The 14636-nt window shown below is 71.6% G+C and carries 14 protein-coding genes; 6 read left to right on the top strand and 8 right to left on the bottom strand.

Translation table 11 applies throughout. The features are described from left to right. Nucleotides 1-108 precede the first annotated feature (108 nt). The 3 genes from ACZ6D7_RS25385 to ACZ6D7_RS25395 are packed head-to-tail and all read right to left on the bottom strand — an operon-like array spanning nt 109 to nt 3448. Nucleotides 109-963, bottom strand: a complete 855-nt coding sequence (locus ACZ6D7_RS25385; RefSeq protein WP_469494941.1) for a transglutaminase family protein — start codon at nt 961-963, stop codon at nt 109-111. Between the two features lie 5 nt (nt 964-968). Then, complete coding sequence (locus tag ACZ6D7_RS25390) at nt 969-1901, bottom strand: alpha-E domain-containing protein (RefSeq protein WP_469494944.1); 933 nt, start codon at nt 1899-1901, stop codon at nt 969-971. Next, nucleotides 1898-3448 (bottom strand): circularly permuted type 2 ATP-grasp protein, encoded by a 1551-nt coding sequence (locus ACZ6D7_RS25395; RefSeq protein WP_469494947.1) that lies wholly within the window; start codon nt 3446-3448, stop codon nt 1898-1900. The genes ACZ6D7_RS25390 and ACZ6D7_RS25395 overlap by 4 nt, the downstream gene beginning before the upstream one ends. A gap of 437 nt (nt 3449-3885) precedes the next feature. Between ACZ6D7_RS25395 and ACZ6D7_RS25400 the strand changes: the two genes are divergently transcribed. After that, nucleotides 3886-4947, top strand: a complete 1062-nt coding sequence (locus ACZ6D7_RS25400) for a helix-turn-helix transcriptional regulator (protein WP_469494950.1) — start codon at nt 3886-3888, stop codon at nt 4945-4947. On the opposite strand, the gene ACZ6D7_RS25405 is transcribed toward ACZ6D7_RS25400, so the two are convergent. Both ACZ6D7_RS25405 and ACZ6D7_RS25410 read right to left on the bottom strand, forming a co-directional pair. Next, complete coding sequence (locus ACZ6D7_RS25405; protein ID WP_469494953.1) at nt 4880-5896, bottom strand: helix-turn-helix transcriptional regulator; 1017 nt, start codon at nt 5894-5896, stop codon at nt 4880-4882. The genes ACZ6D7_RS25400 and ACZ6D7_RS25405 overlap by 68 nt on opposite strands. 2 nt (nt 5897-5898) lie before the next feature. After that, on the bottom strand, nt 5899-6948 hold the full coding sequence (locus ACZ6D7_RS25410; protein WP_469494956.1) for a helix-turn-helix transcriptional regulator: 1050 nt from the start codon (nt 6946-6948) through the stop codon (nt 5899-5901). A gap of 100 nt (nt 6949-7048) precedes the next feature. Between ACZ6D7_RS25410 and ACZ6D7_RS25415 the strand changes: the two genes are divergently transcribed. Beyond that, nucleotides 7049-7234 carry a hypothetical protein gene (locus tag ACZ6D7_RS25415; RefSeq protein ID WP_469494958.1) on the top strand — a complete coding sequence of 62 codons (186 nt, stop codon included), beginning with the start codon at nt 7049-7051 and terminating at the stop codon, nt 7232-7234. After that, nucleotides 7231-7569 carry a Rieske (2Fe-2S) protein gene (locus ACZ6D7_RS25420; RefSeq protein WP_189711224.1) on the top strand — a complete coding sequence of 113 codons (339 nt, stop codon included), beginning with the start codon at nt 7231-7233 and terminating at the stop codon, nt 7567-7569. Before ACZ6D7_RS25415 ends, ACZ6D7_RS25420 begins: the two co-directional genes overlap by 4 nt. A gap of 269 nt (nt 7570-7838) precedes the next feature. Here the strand turns inward: ACZ6D7_RS25420 and ACZ6D7_RS25425 are convergent, their stop codons facing one another. Then, a complete protein-coding gene (locus tag ACZ6D7_RS25425) occupies nt 7839-8255 on the bottom strand; it encodes a pyridoxamine 5'-phosphate oxidase family protein (RefSeq protein WP_469494961.1) in 417 nt (138 codons plus the stop codon). A gap of 162 nt (nt 8256-8417) precedes the next feature. Between ACZ6D7_RS25425 and clpB the strand changes: the two genes are divergently transcribed. Further along, entirely contained in the window at nt 8418-11015 is a 2598-nt protein-coding gene (gene clpB / locus ACZ6D7_RS25430; protein ID WP_469494964.1) for an ATP-dependent chaperone ClpB, read from the top strand. 261 nt (nt 11016-11276) lie between these two features. On the opposite strand, the gene ACZ6D7_RS25435 is transcribed toward clpB, so the two are convergent. Then, nucleotides 11277-11768: a hypothetical protein gene (locus ACZ6D7_RS25435; protein WP_469494967.1), complete on the bottom strand. Its 492-nt coding sequence runs from the start codon at nt 11766-11768 to the stop codon at nt 11277-11279. Nucleotides 11769-11909: 141 nt separating this feature from the next. Between ACZ6D7_RS25435 and ACZ6D7_RS25440 the strand changes: the two genes are divergently transcribed. Beyond that, nucleotides 11910-12449, top strand: a complete 540-nt coding sequence (locus ACZ6D7_RS25440) for a YbjN domain-containing protein (RefSeq protein WP_469494970.1) — start codon at nt 11910-11912, stop codon at nt 12447-12449. Nucleotides 12450-12574: 125 nt separating this feature from the next. On the opposite strand, the gene ACZ6D7_RS25445 is transcribed toward ACZ6D7_RS25440, so the two are convergent. Next, nucleotides 12575-13771: a pyridoxal phosphate-dependent aminotransferase gene (locus ACZ6D7_RS25445; protein WP_469494972.1), complete on the bottom strand. Its 1197-nt coding sequence runs from the start codon at nt 13769-13771 to the stop codon at nt 12575-12577. Nucleotides 13772-13911: 140 nt separating this feature from the next. Between ACZ6D7_RS25445 and ACZ6D7_RS25450 the strand changes: the two genes are divergently transcribed. After that, complete coding sequence (locus ACZ6D7_RS25450) at nt 13912-14175, top strand: hypothetical protein (RefSeq protein ID WP_469494975.1); 264 nt, start codon at nt 13912-13914, stop codon at nt 14173-14175. The last annotated feature ends 461 nt before the right edge of the window (nt 14176-14636 follow it).

Raw genomic sequence — 14636 nt, forward strand, 5'->3', positions numbered from 1 at the left:
GCCGCACTGAAGTAGGCCGCACTGAAGTACGTCGCAGGACGACGGTGAGGAGGGGGCACGCCCGGGGCGTGCCCCCTCCTCATGTGTCCGGAGCCGTCGTGCGTGGCTTCACGCCACCCGCGTGAACTCCACCGTCACCTCCGGCGGGCCCCCGGCGACACCCCGGTAGACACCCTTGTGCGGGGTGACGTCGTCGTAGTCCCGGCCCCGGCCGACCACGACGTGCGACGCGTCGGCGCGGGTGCGGTTGGTGGGGTCGTAGCCGTGCCAGTCGCCTGCCCAGTACTCGATCCAGGCATGGCTCTGCCCGGCCACCGGGCGGTGCAGCTCCGCGTCCCGCTCGGGGTGGAGGTAGCCGGAGACATAGCGGGTGGGCAGGCCGAGGCCCCGCAGCAGGGCGATGGTGACGTGCGCGATGTCCTGGCAGACGCCGGCGCCCTGCTCCCAGGCCTCCGTCGCCGAGGTGTTCACCCCGGTGGCGCCGGGGAGGTAGGCCACCCGGTCGGCGACCAGGCCGGACACCGCGACCGCCGTACCGTGCGGGTCGAGCCCCGCGGCGGCCTTGCGCGCCTTCTTCACCAGCTTCGGCGGGACCGTCGTACGGACCGTGGGGGCGGCGAACTCCAGCAGGCGGGAGCCGGCCGTGCGGTCGGCCACCGCCGCCCAGTCCAGAGCGTCCGGCAGGGGGCCCGGCGGGGCCGTCTCCACCAGGCTGGAGGCCGTGATGGTGAGGTCGGCGTGCGGGTCCATCAGCTCGAACGCGGTGACCTGGGTGCCCCAGTAGTCCCAGTACGACCAGGTCGTGGCCGCCGGGCGGATGGTCACCCGGGCGTCCAGCGTGGTCTGCCCGGGCAGCGTGAGGGGGGTCATCCGGACCTCGTTGTGCGAGGAGACGGCCGCCTGCGCGTAGGAGACACGGGTCGTGTGACGGATGCGGAGCCTGCGGGTCGTGGCAGCGGTCATCGTGCTCACGCTCCTTCCTGGGCCCACACGACGGGCCCCTGGTACGGGAAGAACCGTTCGGCGACCGCCTCCGCCGAGGCCATGCACGCCGTCTGAAGGTCCCGCAGGAGCAGCGGAAGCTGTTCCTCCAGGGCGTGGGTGTCCAGGTACTCGAGGCGGGTGCGCAGCCGGCCGATGGGGCGGCGCGCCGGATCCTGGCGGGGGCGGCCGAGGGCGGCCAGGCACTCCTCGGCGGTGGTCAGCGCGTGCAGCGCCGAGCGCGGGAAGTCCCGGTCCAGGAGCAGGAATTCGGCCACGCGCGGGGTGTCGCCGAAGCCGCCGTACACGCGCGCGTACGCCTCGTCGGCGCCGGACGCGCTCAGCAGGGTCGGCCAGTCGGGCGCGTGGGCGGCGTCCAGGACGCGCACGGACAGCAGCCGTACGGTCATGTCCACCCGCTCCAGGCTCCGCCCGAGCACCACGAACCGCCAGCTGTCGTCCCGGCTCATGGTGGAGTCGGCGAGACCGAAGAAGAGCGCGGCACGGCTGCGGACCAGCTCCAGATAGGCGTACGGGCCGGTGCGGCGGGCCGCGCGGCGCTGGTCGGCGAGGGCGTGCCAGGTGGCGTTCAGGCACTCCCACATCGCCGAGGAGACCGCCTCGCGGGCGCTGCGGGCGTTGAGCCGGGCGGCGCCCAGGGCGCCCTCGATGGCGCCCGTGGAGCGCGCGTCGAAGGCGAGCTGGTCGAGGACCTGCTGCATGTCGACCGGCCGGCCGCCCGCGTCCATGCCGAGGATCGCGTACAGCGACCGGCAGGCCACGTCCTCGTCGCGCCAGGGGTCCTCCAGCATGCGGTGGAGGTAGGCGTCGAGGATGCGCGCGGTGGCGTCGGCCCGTTCGACGTACCGGCCGGTCCAGGTCAGCGCCTCCGCGATGCGGGAGAGGATCACGTCGTTCACTGCTGCTGCGCCCCTTCCGGTACGAGGGTGGGGGTCCCGTCGGGGCCGAGCTGGCGGGGGACGACGGACGGCGGGGGGCCGCCGTCGGCGGAGGTCGGGGCGGGGCCCTCGACCGGGCCCTCGGCGAGCACCCAGGTGTCCTTGGAGCCGCCGCCCTGGCTGGAGTTGACGATCAGGTTGCCCTCCTGGAGGGCGACCCGGGTGAGGCCGCCGGGCAGCACCCAGATCTCGTCGCCGTCGTTGACGGCGAACGGGCGCAGGTCGATGTGGCGCGGCGCCATGCGCTCGCCGGCCAGGGTGGGGGAGGTGGACAGGGCGACGGGCCGCTGGGCGATGAAGCCGCGCGGGTCGGCGGCCACGGCCTTGCGGGTCCGCTCCAGGGTCCGGGCGTCGGCCTTCGGCCCGATGACGATGCCCTGGCCGCCGGCGCCGTCCACCGGCTTGATGACCAGCTGGTCGATCTGGTCGAGGACGGCGTCGAGCTGGCCGGGTTCGTCGGGGCGGTAGGACTCGACGTTGGGGAGGATCGGTTCCTCACCGAGGTAGTACCGGATCAGGTCCGGGACGTAGGTGTAGAGCAGCTTGTCGTCGGCGATGCCGTTGCCCACCGCGTTGGCGAGGGTGACGTTTCCGGCCATCGCCGCGCTCAGGATGCCGGGGCAGCCGATCACCGAGTCGGGCCGGAAGTGGAGCGGGTCGAGGAAGTCGTCGTCCAGCCGCCGGTAGACGACGTGCACGGGCACCTCGCCCCGGGTGGTGCGCATCCACACCCGGTTGTTGCGGCACACCAGGTCGTGGCCCTCGACCAGCTGGACGCCCATCAGCCGTGCCAGCAGCGCGTGTTCGAAGTAGGCGGCGTTGCTGGGACCGGGGGTGAGGACCACGACCCGCGGGTCGGCGGTCCGCTCGGGCGCGGCGGCCCGCAGCGCGGCGAGCAGCCGCTGGGCGTACCCGTCGACGGGCACCACGTGCTGCCCGTCGAAGAGGGACGGGAACACCCGGGTCATGGCCCGCCGGTTCTCGATCACGTACGACACCCCGCTGGGCACCCGTACGTTGTCCTCCAGGACCCGGAAGTCCCCGGCCTCGTCCCGGACCAGGTCGATGCCGGCCACATGGATGCGCACCCCGCCCGGTGGCTCGACCCCGTGGGCCGCCCGGTGGAAGTGCGCGGAGCCGAGCAGCAGCCGCCAGGGCACCACCCCGTCCTCGAAGGCCCGGCAGGGCCCGTAGGCGTCGGCGAGATAGGCCTCCAGGGCCCGTACCCGCTGTCCGACGCCCCGTTGTATGAAATCCCACTCGACCGCGTCGAGGATCCTGGGGACGAGGTCCAGCGGCCAGGGCCGCTCCTCGCCCGCGAAGGCGTAGGTCACGCCCCGGTCGGTGAACGAACGGGCCATCTGGTCTGCCCTGAAGCGCAGTTCACCTGGTTCGATCGGCTGGAGTGCCGCCAGCACCGGCTCATAGGCGGTTCTGACCTCACCCGGCCGTTCGAACATCTCGTCCCACGCATCGGCCAACGCGTACGCGTCGAATATGTCCGCCATGAGGGGACGTTAGAGGCGGGAGGTAACACCGTGATCACTCGGTGGTTTCCGGGAGCGTACACGCGTCACCGGGGAAGACTCCGGCGGGACTTTGGGGCATGACTCCGGGCGGGACTCCCGCGTGCAGTCGGCGGGCAGCCGACGCGCGTCACGGAGAAAGGGGTTTCCCGCCCGGCCGGACTCCCCCGTCGCCCGGCCGGGACACCACGGGTGGGAAGCACCCGCGGGGGAGTGGGTTCCACGATGCATCGCGCGCGCGAAGGGCACCACCGTCAGCTTGTTGCAGGGAGAGGGGCGGAGGCCGGGAGAAACTCACGTATATGGAAGGTTTTCCACCGCCCTGGCCGGGGGAGCCGTGTTGCGGAGCCGGTCCGGGCCGCGCATAGTTGCGCTGCGAACAGGCGTGAGAAGGGTGTCAGGCGGGGGTGGGATGGGCGATGGCCGGGCACGGGGCGGAGGAGCATCCTCACGGTGCTGACCGACTGTGCGGGGCCGGGGATCGCGTGTATTCCCGGGCCGTACGGCGAGGGCGCGTGCCCCGCGGCGACGCCGAACCGGTCCCGTGCCTGCTCGATCTCGCCCTGCTGCATCCGGACCCCGACGACATGGACTGGCTGGTGCCGACCTCCCCGCAGGAGGTCATGACCCGGCTGCTGCGCGGACTGTACGACGAGGTGAGCGCCAGTCAGCGGCGCATGGGATCGGCGGTCGCCGCCTTCGAGTGGTACGCCGGACTCGGCGGCCCGGCGTCGGCCCCGGTGACCGGGGAGGGCGCGGCGATCCGCGTGCTGGACGGCGCCTCCCGCATCCAGGCGGCCCTGGACCAGGCGACGGAGGCGTGCACCACGGAGGTGCTGACCGTGCAGCCGGGCGGCATCCGGCGCGAGCACGAGCTGTCGGAGGGCCTGCACCGCGCGCTGGAGCTGCGCGGCCGGGGCGTGCGCATGCGCGACCTCTACAACCATGTGGCACGCCACGGCCAGGGCCTGCTGAACTACCTGGAGCTGATGGGCCCGGCGGTCGAGGCGCGCACCCTGGACGAGGTGATCGACCGGCTGATCCTCTTCGACCGCACGGTCGCCTTCATCCCCGCCAACAGCGATCGCACGATGGCCCTGGAGCTGCGTCACCCGGCGCTGGTCGCCTACCTGGTGACGGTCTTCGAGCGGCTGTGGCGGCTGGCGATCCCGCTGACCGCCGCGCTGCCCGACACCCGGATCGAGGGCATCTCGCACCGCGAGCAGTCCATCGCTGCGCTGCTCGCCGAGGGCCACCAGGACGCGGTCATCGCCGAGCGCCTCGGCATCAGCGTCCGTACCTGCCGGGCCCATATCGCCCGGCTCTCGGAGACCCTGGGCGCGGCGAGCCGTACCCAGCTGGGGGTGCGGATCGCGCAGGTGGGGCTGGACTGCCCGGTGGACGGCTCGCCGCTCAGCGTTCCGCTGCCCGGTCCGGTTCCGGGCCCTGTTCCCGGTCAAGGATCCCCGACCGGGCGATGAGCCAGCCCAACTGGGCGCGGCTCACGCTGCCGAGGGTGGCGGCGAGTTTGGCGATGTGGACGCGCGCGGTGCGCACGTTCATGCCCAGCCGATCGGCGATGACGGCGTCGGTGTGGCCCTCGACGAGCAGGGCGGCGATGGACTGCTGACGGGGCGTGACGCCGTTGAGGGTGGGCCGGCGGACCGCCTCGGGGTACATGGGGGTGGCGAGCCGCCAGAGCCGGTCGAAGGTGGTGGCGAAGTAGGCGAGCAGCGCCGGGTGGCGGACCTCCAGGGCGAGCCGGCCGTCCTCGCCGGCCGGGATGAAGGCGACCGTGCGGTCGATCAGGATCAGCCGGTCGGTGACCTCGTCGAGGGTGCGGGCCTGTACATCGCCCCGCAACTGCTCGTAGCGCGCCGCGACCATCGGCTGGTGGCGCTGGGTGTGCTGGTAGAGGGTGCGGATACGGCAGCCCCGGTCCAGCAGGGCCTGGTCCCGGTCCATGGCGACGACCTGGGCCGTCTCGCCGCGCGGGCCCCGGTAGTGGGTGTTGGGCTGGACGCAGAGGACCTCGAGGGTCGCCTCGGTCATCGCCTCCGAGATGGCCTGGTTGATCGGTTCCGTGCCGCTGAGGATGCGGAGGGAGGCGGCCTGCGCGGGAACCGCGGGGCCGTGGCCGATCCGCAGCAGTGGGGCGAAGAGTTCCGCCAGCCGTTCCTCGCGCCGGCGTTCGTCGGCGATCCGGGCCTCGGAGGCGCGCAGCAGACGGTGCAGGGCCACCGCCGGTGCGACGGGCTCCAGCCGGTCGAGGTCGTCGACGGCCGGGTGCAGCAGGCCGAGGTCGAGCAGGCAGGGTGCCGGGTCGGCCTCCCCGGCGGTGACGTGTCCGTCGCGCAGGGCCCGCTCGTACAGCTCCGTACCTGTGGCACACAGGTCGTCCACGCCGTGCTCCCGGTGCGGCACGGTCACCGTCACGCTCCCCCTCGATGTCCTGTCGGTTCGCCCGTCACCTGGTGGTCCCGGTCCAGGATCCCGGACTGGGCGATGAGAAAGCCGAGTTGGGCCCGGCTTCCGCTGCCGAGGGCCGCGGCGAGCTTGGCGATGTGGGCACGGCAGGTGCGGACGTTCATGCCGAGACGTCGGGCGATGGCCTCGTCCACGTGGCCCTCGACCAGCAGCTTGGCTATGGAGAGTTGGACGCCGCTGATGCCGTCGATGGGGGGAGCGTACGGTGTCTCCTCCAGCAGGGGGACGGCGCGGGCCCACTGCTGCTCGAACACCTTGACCAGGTAGTCGACGAGTCCTGGGTGCCGCAGCTCCAGCGCTATCTTGCGGTCGTCCCGGGCGGGTATGAACGCCACCGAGCGGTCGAAGACCATGAGACGCTCGATCAGCTCCTCCAGGGTGCGGATCTCCACGTTGCCGTGGCTCATGCGCTCGGCGTAGGCGAGGGTTCCCTGGCTGTGGCGGGCGGTGTGCTGGTAGAGGGTGCGCATGGTGATGCCGCGTTCGATGACGTCCTGGCCGAGTTTCACCGCCTCGTTGAGGGCGTTCTCGCTGCGTCCGCCCCCCGGCTGGACGGTCAGGATCTCGGACCGGCACTCCGCGGTGGCGAGTTCGATGGCCGCGTTGATCCGGCTGAAACCCTCCAGCACCGTGATGGCATGGGTGTTGGGTTTGCCCTGCGCGCTGATGGCCATGAACGGCTCGAAGGCGTCCGACAGTTCGTTGGCGAGGTGCCGGCGCTCCTGTATCTCGCGCTCCAGGGGGTGCAGCCGCTGGGCGAGGGCGGCCACGGGTGGAACCGGGAGCAGCCAGTTCGGGTCATCGGGGTCGGGGTGCAGGAGGGCGAACTCCACCAGGCACGGTGCGGGGTCGACTTCGGTGCGGGTGATGCGCCCCAGGCGCAAAGCGTCGGCATACAGGCGTTTTCCGTCGGCGCACAGGTCTTCCAACCCATGGAGATGTGCCCCTTTTGCCTCGTTAATCGTCAAATCTCCACCCCCCAGGGTCCTGAACATGCAGGAACATGATGCACCGCTTCTGTGGCTTTGACGTGCCTGGATGAGCCATTGTCTTGAGGGCGGGGGAGAAGACTTGGGAAGTGAGGACGAAGCCAACATGCGCAAGAGAATGCTTCGCTCGGTGCTTGCCGTGGCCTTCTCGGCAGGGTTGGTCTTCGGCGCGGTCGGCACTCAGGACCTCTGGTGGGACACCGTGCCCGCCGACGCGGGTACGGCCAACATTCAGGCGGCTCCGGCTCCTGACCTGCACTGGGACGTGATCGCGGCGGGCGCGGACTCATGACGACTCCTCCGGACGATCGTTCGTTCCGGCGCGAGATGGCCACCGCCTACCGCTCCGGCTGGCACTTCATCGACCTGGTCACCGCCATCCCCCACAGCGGTGACTCGCTGATGGTGACCGTGTTCGGAGAGCCGGTCGTCGTGACGCGGGACGAGGACGACGACGTCCGGGCCTACCGGTGTCTGCGGCGGCCCCGGGGGGCGCCGCAGCCCGTACGGTGCGCCATCCGGTACGGAATGATCTTTGTGAACCTCGACCAGCGGGACCACCAACTGGCGGAACCGACGACCTCGGCCGCCCCACGCACCATCTCAGCCACCCCCCGCAGTGCCTGACGCGATTCCCCCGTCGTAACAGATCGCTTCAGGTGCTTCCCCCCGCAGCGGCGTCACCGTGACCTGAACACGGTGACGCCGCTGTAGTTTGTGGCGACATTTCGGGATTTCGGATCTTCGCCGAAGTGGCCGGAAATCGCCGTGGGCGGATTCGGCTGTCCCGGTGGGCGGATTCGGCTGTCCCGGTGGGCGGACCGCCGGTGGGCGGACCGCCGGTGAGTGGACCGCCCCGTGGGGGGACCGGACGCCTTCGTCGGCGGACGCGGTCATCATCCCCGCCCCATCACCCGCCCGACCTCGATCTCGATCACCACCCGCGACGGGTTCACCCGGGGCTGCCGTCCGTACCGCTCCGCGTAGCGCCGCTCGGCCTCGGCCACCCGGTCCGGCTCCGTGCGGACGACGGCCCGGCCCTCCAGCGTGGCCCAGCGCCGGCCGTCGACCTGGCAGGCCGCGACCCGGGCGCCGTCCGGGCCCGCCGCCAGGATGTTGCGCACCTTCCGGCTCGCCTTGTCGGCGATCACCCGAGCCAGTCGGCTCTCCGGTTCGTACGTCACTCCGACCGGAACGACGTGCGGGCTGCCGTCCGGGCGTGGTGTTGTCAGGGTGCACAGGTGCCGTTCACGCCAGAAGGCGAGGTACGCGGGGTCGGGGAGGGAGTCGGGATCCTGCGGGAAAGAGGTCATGTGCCCGGAATCTAGCCGAACCGCCGCGGCGCCCGTACGGGGCTCGTACGGGGTGTCGATGGCCTCGTCGAACCTTGAGCGGAATAGGCTCAACTTTGTGTACGCTGACTGAGTCAGCAACGGGAGCGGCTGACGCCAGGACGCAAGGAGGAGACAGCGAACGTGGATGCCGAGCTGACCAACCGGAGCCGGGACGCGATCAACGCGGCCGGCCAGCGGGCCGTGTCCGCAGGACACCCCGACCTCACCCCTGCCCACCTGCTGCTCGCGCTGCTCCAGGGGCAGGACAACGAGAACATCGTCGATCTGCTGGCCGCCGTCGAGGCCGACCAGGCCGCCGTGCGCGCCGGCGCCGAGCGGGTGCTGGCCGGTCTGCCCAGCGTGGCCGGGTCCACCGTCGCACCCCCGCAGCCCAACCGGGAGCTGCTCGCGGTCATCGCGGACGCCCAGACCCGGGCCCGCGACCTCGGCGACGAGTACCTCTCCACCGAACACCTGCTGATCGGCATCGCCGCCAAGGGCGGCCAGGCGGGGGATGTGCTCACCCGGCAGGGCGCGAGCGCGAAGCAGCTCCAGGAGGCCTTCCGAAAGGCGCGCGGCGGCCGCCGGGTGACCACCGCCGACCCCGAGGGCCAGTACAAGGCGCTGGAGAAGTTCGGCACCGACTTCACCGCCGCCGCCCGCGAGGGCAAGCTCGACCCGGTCATCGGGCGGGACCAGGAGATCCGCCGGGTCGTGCAGGTCCTCTCCCGGCGCACGAAGAACAACCCCGTGCTCATCGGCGAGCCCGGCGTCGGCAAGACCGCCGTCGTCGAGGGCCTCGCCCAGCGGATCGTGAAGGGGGACGTGCCCGAGTCCCTCAAGAACAAGCGGCTCGTCGCCCTCGACCTGGGCGCCATGGTCGCCGGCGCCAAGTACCGGGGCGAGTTCGAGGAGCGGCTGAAGACCGTCCTCGCCGAGATCAAGGACTCCGACGGGCAGATCATCACCTTCATCGACGAGCTGCACACCGTCGTCGGCGCGGGCGCCGGCGGCGACTCCGCGATGGACGCCGGCAACATGCTGAAGCCGATGCTCGCCCGCGGTGAGCTGCGCATGGTCGGCGCCACCACGCTCGACGAGTACCGCGAGCGGATCGAGAAGGACCCGGCGCTGGAGCGCCGCTTCCAGCAGGTGCTGGTGGCGGAGCCGACCGTCGAGGACACCATCGCCATCCTGCGCGGACTCAAGGGCCGCTACGAGGCCCACCACAAGGTGCAGATCGCGGACGCGGCCCTGGTCGCCGCCGCGACCCTGTCCGACCGGTACATCACCTCCCGCTTCCTCCCCGACAAGGCCATCGACCTGGTCGACGAGGCCGCCTCCCGCCTCCGTATGGAGATCGACTCCTCCCCCGTGGAGATCGACGAGCTCCAGCGGTCCGTGGACCGGCTGAAGATGGAGGAGCTGGCGCTCAGCAAGGAGACCGACGCCGCCTCCCGCGAGCGGCTGGAGAAGCTGCGCCGCGACCTCGCCGACAAGGAGGAGGAGCTGCGGGGCCTGACCGCCCGCTGGGAGAAGGAGAAGCAGTCCCTCAACCGGGTCGGCGAGCTGAAGGAGAAGCTCGACGACCTGCGCGGCCAGGCCGAACGCGCTCAGCGCGACGGCGACTTCGACTCTGCCAGCAAGCTGCTGTACGGCGAGATCCCGGCCGTGGAGCGTGACCTGGAGGCCGCCTCCGAGGCCGAGGAGGAGGCCGCCCGGGACACCATGGTCAAGGAGGAGGTCGGTTCGGACGACATCGCCGACGTCGTCGCCTCCTGGACCGGCATCCCGGCGGGCCGGCTGCTGGAGGGCGAGACGCAGAAGCTGCTGCGCATGGAGGACGAGCTGGGCACGCGGCTCATCGGCCAGACCGAGGCCGTCCGGGCGGTCTCCGACGCCGTACGGCGCTCCCGCGCGGGCATCGCCGACCCCGACCGGCCCACCGGCTCCTTCCTCTTCCTGGGCCCCACCGGCGTCGGCAAGACCGAACTGGCCAAGGCCCTCGCCGACTTCCTCTTCGACGACGAGCGGGCCATGATCCGCATCGACATGTCGGAGTACGGCGAGAAGCACAGCGTCGCCCGGCTGGTCGGCGCCCCGCCCGGATACGTCGGCTACGAGGAGGGCGGCCAGCTCACCGAGGCGGTGCGCAGGCGGCCGTACAGCGTCGTGCTCCTCGACGAGGTGGAGAAGGCGCACCCGGAGGTCTTCGACGTCCTGCTCCAGGTCCTGGACGACGGCCGGCTCACCGACGGACAGGGCCGCACGGTCGACTTCCGCAACGTCATCCTCGTCCTGACCTCCAACCTGGGCAGCCAGTACCTGGTCGACCCGGTCCCGACGGAGGCGGAGAAGAAGCAGCAGGTCCTGGAGGTGGTCCGGGCGTCCTTCAAGCCGGAGTTCCTCAACCGGCTGGACGACATGGTCGTCTTCTCGGCCCTCGACAAGGAGGAGCTGCGCCGGATCGCCCGCCTCCAGATCGACCGCCTCGCCAAGCGGCTCGCCGAGCGCCGCCTCACCCTGGAGATCAGCGACGCGGCCCTGACCTGGCTCGCCGACGAGGGCAACGACCCGGCGTACGGCGCCCGCCCGCTGCGCCGCCTGGTGCAGACGGCCATCGGCGACCGCCTCGCCCGGGAGATCCTGTCCGGTGAGGTCAAGGACGGCGACACGGTCCGCGTGGACGCCTTCGGCGACGGGCTGATCGTGGGCCCGGCGACGGGCAAGACGCTCTAGGACCTGTCCGGCCGATCATGCCGCAGACGCGGGGTGTGGCACGCCCATCTGCGGCGTTGTCGTCGGTTGCCGACGCTCCGCGTCGACGCCCTCCTCCGCCTTGCAGCTGCACGCACCACACCCCGCTCACCGGCACTACCGAGGCACCGTCGCTTTCCTGCGACTTGATCGGCCGGACAGGTCCTATCCGTATCGGTCAAGAGCGCTCTTGCAAACACGAGAGCTCTTGATCACAAGCGCTGTCCACGCCGGCCCGGCCGGTCATGTCGTGAACGCCGAGAACCGCACCCGCGCGGTCTCGGCGTTCACGTACGTCACGGCCACGTCGACGTAGTGGGCGTCCGCCCCGGGCTGGCCGGTGACGTCCAGCTGGAAGCAGTAGTCCACGCCGTGGACGCAGGCCTGGGTCCCCGGGCCGCCCTGCGCGGGCGCGTCCGGATAGGTGGCCGTCAGCCATTCCCGCACCTCGTCGGGCGCCAGGCCGAACCGGGCCTGGTACTGGGTGTCCAGCGCGGACTGGACCGTGCAGCGGGCGTCCTGCGCCCCGGCCGGCAGCTCGGCCCCACCGAAGGCCAGCGCCTCGGCGCACGGCACCTGCGCGGGCCCGCGAGCGGCGCTGTCGTCGGTCACCGCCCACACGGCCACCAGCACGATCAGGCCGGTCACCAGCAGCACGGGCAGCGCCAGGATCGCCGCCAGCACACCCCACCTGGTCCCGCCCCGCGCGACCTGCCCGCTTCGCTCGTTCGCCATCCGATCCCCCCGCGTCCGTAACCGCCCCTTGGTATGACAGGCCGGATCATGTCAGCTCAGGGCTGACAGGCCCCGTCGGGGGTTGCCACCCCCCTCCCCGCATGGGGGAGGATGGCGGGATCCGTACGAAGGGAAATTTCGGTGAGCATCGACCCGTCCTCGATTCCGAACTTCGGGGGCCAGCAGCCCGAGCCGCAGCCCCAGGGACCGGCGGGCCCCGTAGTCCCGGATCAGGACCTCGTGAAGCAGCTCCTCGACCAGATGGAGCTGAAGTACGTCGTCGACGACGAGGGTGACCTCGCGGCGCCGTGGGAGGAGTTCCGTACGTACTTCATGTTCCGCGGCGAGGGTGACCAGGCGGTCTACTCGGTGCGGACGTTCTACGACCGGCCCCACAAGATCGACGAGAAGGCCCAGATCCTGGAGTCGATCGACGACTGGAACCGGCGCACCCTGTGGCCCAAGGTCTACACGCACACCCACGACGACGGCACCGTCCGCCTCATCGGCGAGGCGCAGCTGCTGATCGGCGCCGGCGTGAACATCGAGCTGTTCGTCTCCTCGACGGTGAGCTGGGTGCGCGCGGCCATCGAGTTCGACAAGTGGCTCGTGGAGCAGCTGGGCCTCGAGCAGGAGGTCAACGACGCGGACGAGCCCGAGGAGGGCGACGACGACCAGTAGGCCGTACGGCTGATCCGGCGTCCCGGCGCGTACGAGCAGGTACGCGCCGTACACGAACGAGAGCCCGGCCAGGGACACGACCACCGCGGTCGCGTGCCAGGGCCGGGCTCCGGCCGTCCGGCCGCCTACTCCGCCAGCGCCTTCAGGCGGGTCACCGCCTCCTCCAGGACGCCCGCCCGCTTGCAGAACGCGAAGCGGACGAACGGGGCGCCGGCCTCGCGGTGGTCGTAGAAGACGGCGTTGGGGATGGCCACCACGCCGGCCCGCTCGGGCAGGGCGCGGCAGAAGGCGAAGCCGTCGCTCTCGCCGAGGGGCCGGATGTCGGTGGTGATGAAGTACGTGCCCTGGGGCTGGTAGACCTCGAAGCCCGCCTCCGTCAGGCCCGCCGCCAGCAGGTCCCGCTTGGCCAGCATGTCCGCGCGGAAGGCGTCGAAGTACGTGTCCGGCAGGGCGAGGGCCTCGGCGACCGCGTACTGGAACGGGCCCGACGACACGTACGTCAGGAACTGCTTCGCCGAGCGCACCGCCGTGACCAGGCCGGGCGCCGCCGTCACCCAGCCGACCTTCCAGCCGGTGAACGAGAACGTCTTGCCGGCCGAACCGATCGTCACCGTACGCTCCCGCATGCCCGGCAGGGTCGCCAGCGGCACGTGCTCGGCCTCGTCGAACACCAGGTGCTCGTACACCTCGTCCGTGACGACCAGCAGGTCCCGTTCCACCGCCAGCTCGGCGATCGCCGTCAGCTCCGCGCGGGTGAGGACCGTGCCGGTCGGGTTGTGCGGGGTGTTGATCAGGAGGAGCCGGGTGCGGTCCGTGACCGCGTCGCGCAGCTCGTCCAGGTCCAGGCGGAAGCGGGCCCGCTCGGGGTCCGGGCGCAGGGTGACCGGCACGCGCGTGGCGCCCGCCATCGCGATAGAGGCCGCGTAGGAGTCGTAGTACGGCTCCAGGGCCACCACCTCGTCACCGGGCTCCAGCAGGGCCAGCAGGGTGGCGGCGATGGCCTCCGTGGCGCCCGCGGTGACCAGCACCTCCGTGTCGGGGTCGAAGGCCAGGCCGTAGCGGCGGGCCTGGTGCGCGGTGATCGCGGTGCGCAGCTCCGGGACGCCCGGGCCCGGCGGGTACTGGTTGCCGCGGCCGTCCCGCAGCGCCCGCACCGCCGCCTCGCGGACCTCCTCGGGGCCGTCGGTGTCCGGGAAACCCTGCCCGAGGTTGATGGACCCGGTCCGCGCCGCCAGCGCGGACATCTCGGCGAAGATCGTCGTCCCGAACTCGGCGAGGCGGCGGTTGAGGAGGGGACGCGCGGTGGAGGTCATGCCGGTCATCCTGCGCCGAAGCTCTGGAGTTCCTCAAGTGTGCTTTGGCCGGTGTGACCGGCGGGCATCCCCCGTTCACGCAAGACCCACGCACCAAGCGAGGCGCCCACGGGGGGCCGCTTCGGGGGATTCGGAAGGAGGGTGACGTCATGGTTCTCGGCATCATCCTGGCGGTGATCGCAGTTCTCTTCGTGGTGGTCCTGGTGGCCAAGGCCAGCGGCGGTGCCGCGCGGTCGTCGCACCGCGGCGGCCGGTCGCGCGGACACGCGAGCGGCAGCGGCAGCGCCGGCGCGGGCAGCTGGTGGGCCGGCGGAGGCGGCGACTCGGGTCACTCCTGCGGGGGAGGGTCCTCGTCCTGCGGCGGCGGCTCGTCCTGCGGAGGAGGAGGCGGCGGATGCGGTGGAGGCAGCTGACACGGGGCAGCTGAGCTCCCCGAGGGGGAGCCGCATCCGGACCGCGGAGCCCGCCCCTGACCACGGGCTCCGCGGTCGCACCGTATGACTGGAACCTGTGCGCGATGCCTGGAACCTGTGCGCGCGAGTGACCGGAACCTGCGTGCGACAGTGACCGGAACCAGCGTGTGACAGTGCCCGCATCACATGCGCGGGGCGTACGCATGGGCCGCCCGGCGTACGCCGGGGTTGAACAGTTGAGCTGTGGAGCCCTCTGAGGGATGGAAACCCCACGAAGTTGGGTAAAAACGCTGTGGCGGCGCCACCGTTCATGATTCCCTCTAAATCACCAACGCAGCCCTCGGACCCCTACCGGCGTCCCTCGCGGACGCCCTTCCCGGACCGGGCTGACCGGCGCCGAACTCCCGGTGTCGACCGGGGTGCGCCGGACCTACCCTCTTCTTTGCGTCACCGCGGAGCCG

It is taken from the genome of Streptomyces sp. NPDC041784 (assembly GCF_055591025.1).

What these genes read in the sequence shown, in the direction of transcription:
- ACZ6D7_RS25425 (WP_469494961.1), bottom strand. Translation starts at nt 8,255, where the DNA reads ATGACCTCTTTCCCGCAGGATCCCGACTCCCTCCCCGACCCCGCGTAC.
- ACZ6D7_RS25445 (WP_469494972.1), bottom strand. Translation starts at nt 13,771, where the DNA reads ATGACCGGCATGACCTCCACCGCGCGTCCCCTCCTCAACCGCCGCCTC.
- ACZ6D7_RS25395 (WP_469494947.1), bottom strand. Translation starts at nt 3,448, where the DNA reads ATGGCGGACATATTCGACGCGTACGCGTTGGCCGATGCGTGGGACGAG.
- ACZ6D7_RS25400 (WP_469494950.1), top strand. Translation starts at nt 3,886, where the DNA reads ATGGCCGGGCACGGGGCGGAGGAGCATCCTCACGGTGCTGACCGACTG.
- ACZ6D7_RS25415 (WP_469494958.1), top strand. Translation starts at nt 7,049, where the DNA reads ATGCGCAAGAGAATGCTTCGCTCGGTGCTTGCCGTGGCCTTCTCGGCA.
- ACZ6D7_RS25450 (WP_469494975.1), top strand. Translation starts at nt 13,912, where the DNA reads ATGGTTCTCGGCATCATCCTGGCGGTGATCGCAGTTCTCTTCGTGGTG.
- ACZ6D7_RS25420 (WP_189711224.1), top strand. Translation starts at nt 7,231, where the DNA reads ATGACGACTCCTCCGGACGATCGTTCGTTCCGGCGCGAGATGGCCACC.
- ACZ6D7_RS25435 (WP_469494967.1), bottom strand. Translation starts at nt 11,768, where the DNA reads ATGGCGAACGAGCGAAGCGGGCAGGTCGCGCGGGGCGGGACCAGGTGG.
- ACZ6D7_RS25385 (WP_469494941.1), bottom strand. Translation starts at nt 963, where the DNA reads ATGACCGCTGCCACGACCCGCAGGCTCCGCATCCGTCACACGACCCGT.
- ACZ6D7_RS25410 (WP_469494956.1), bottom strand. Translation starts at nt 6,948, where the DNA reads ATGTTCAGGACCCTGGGGGGTGGAGATTTGACGATTAACGAGGCAAAA.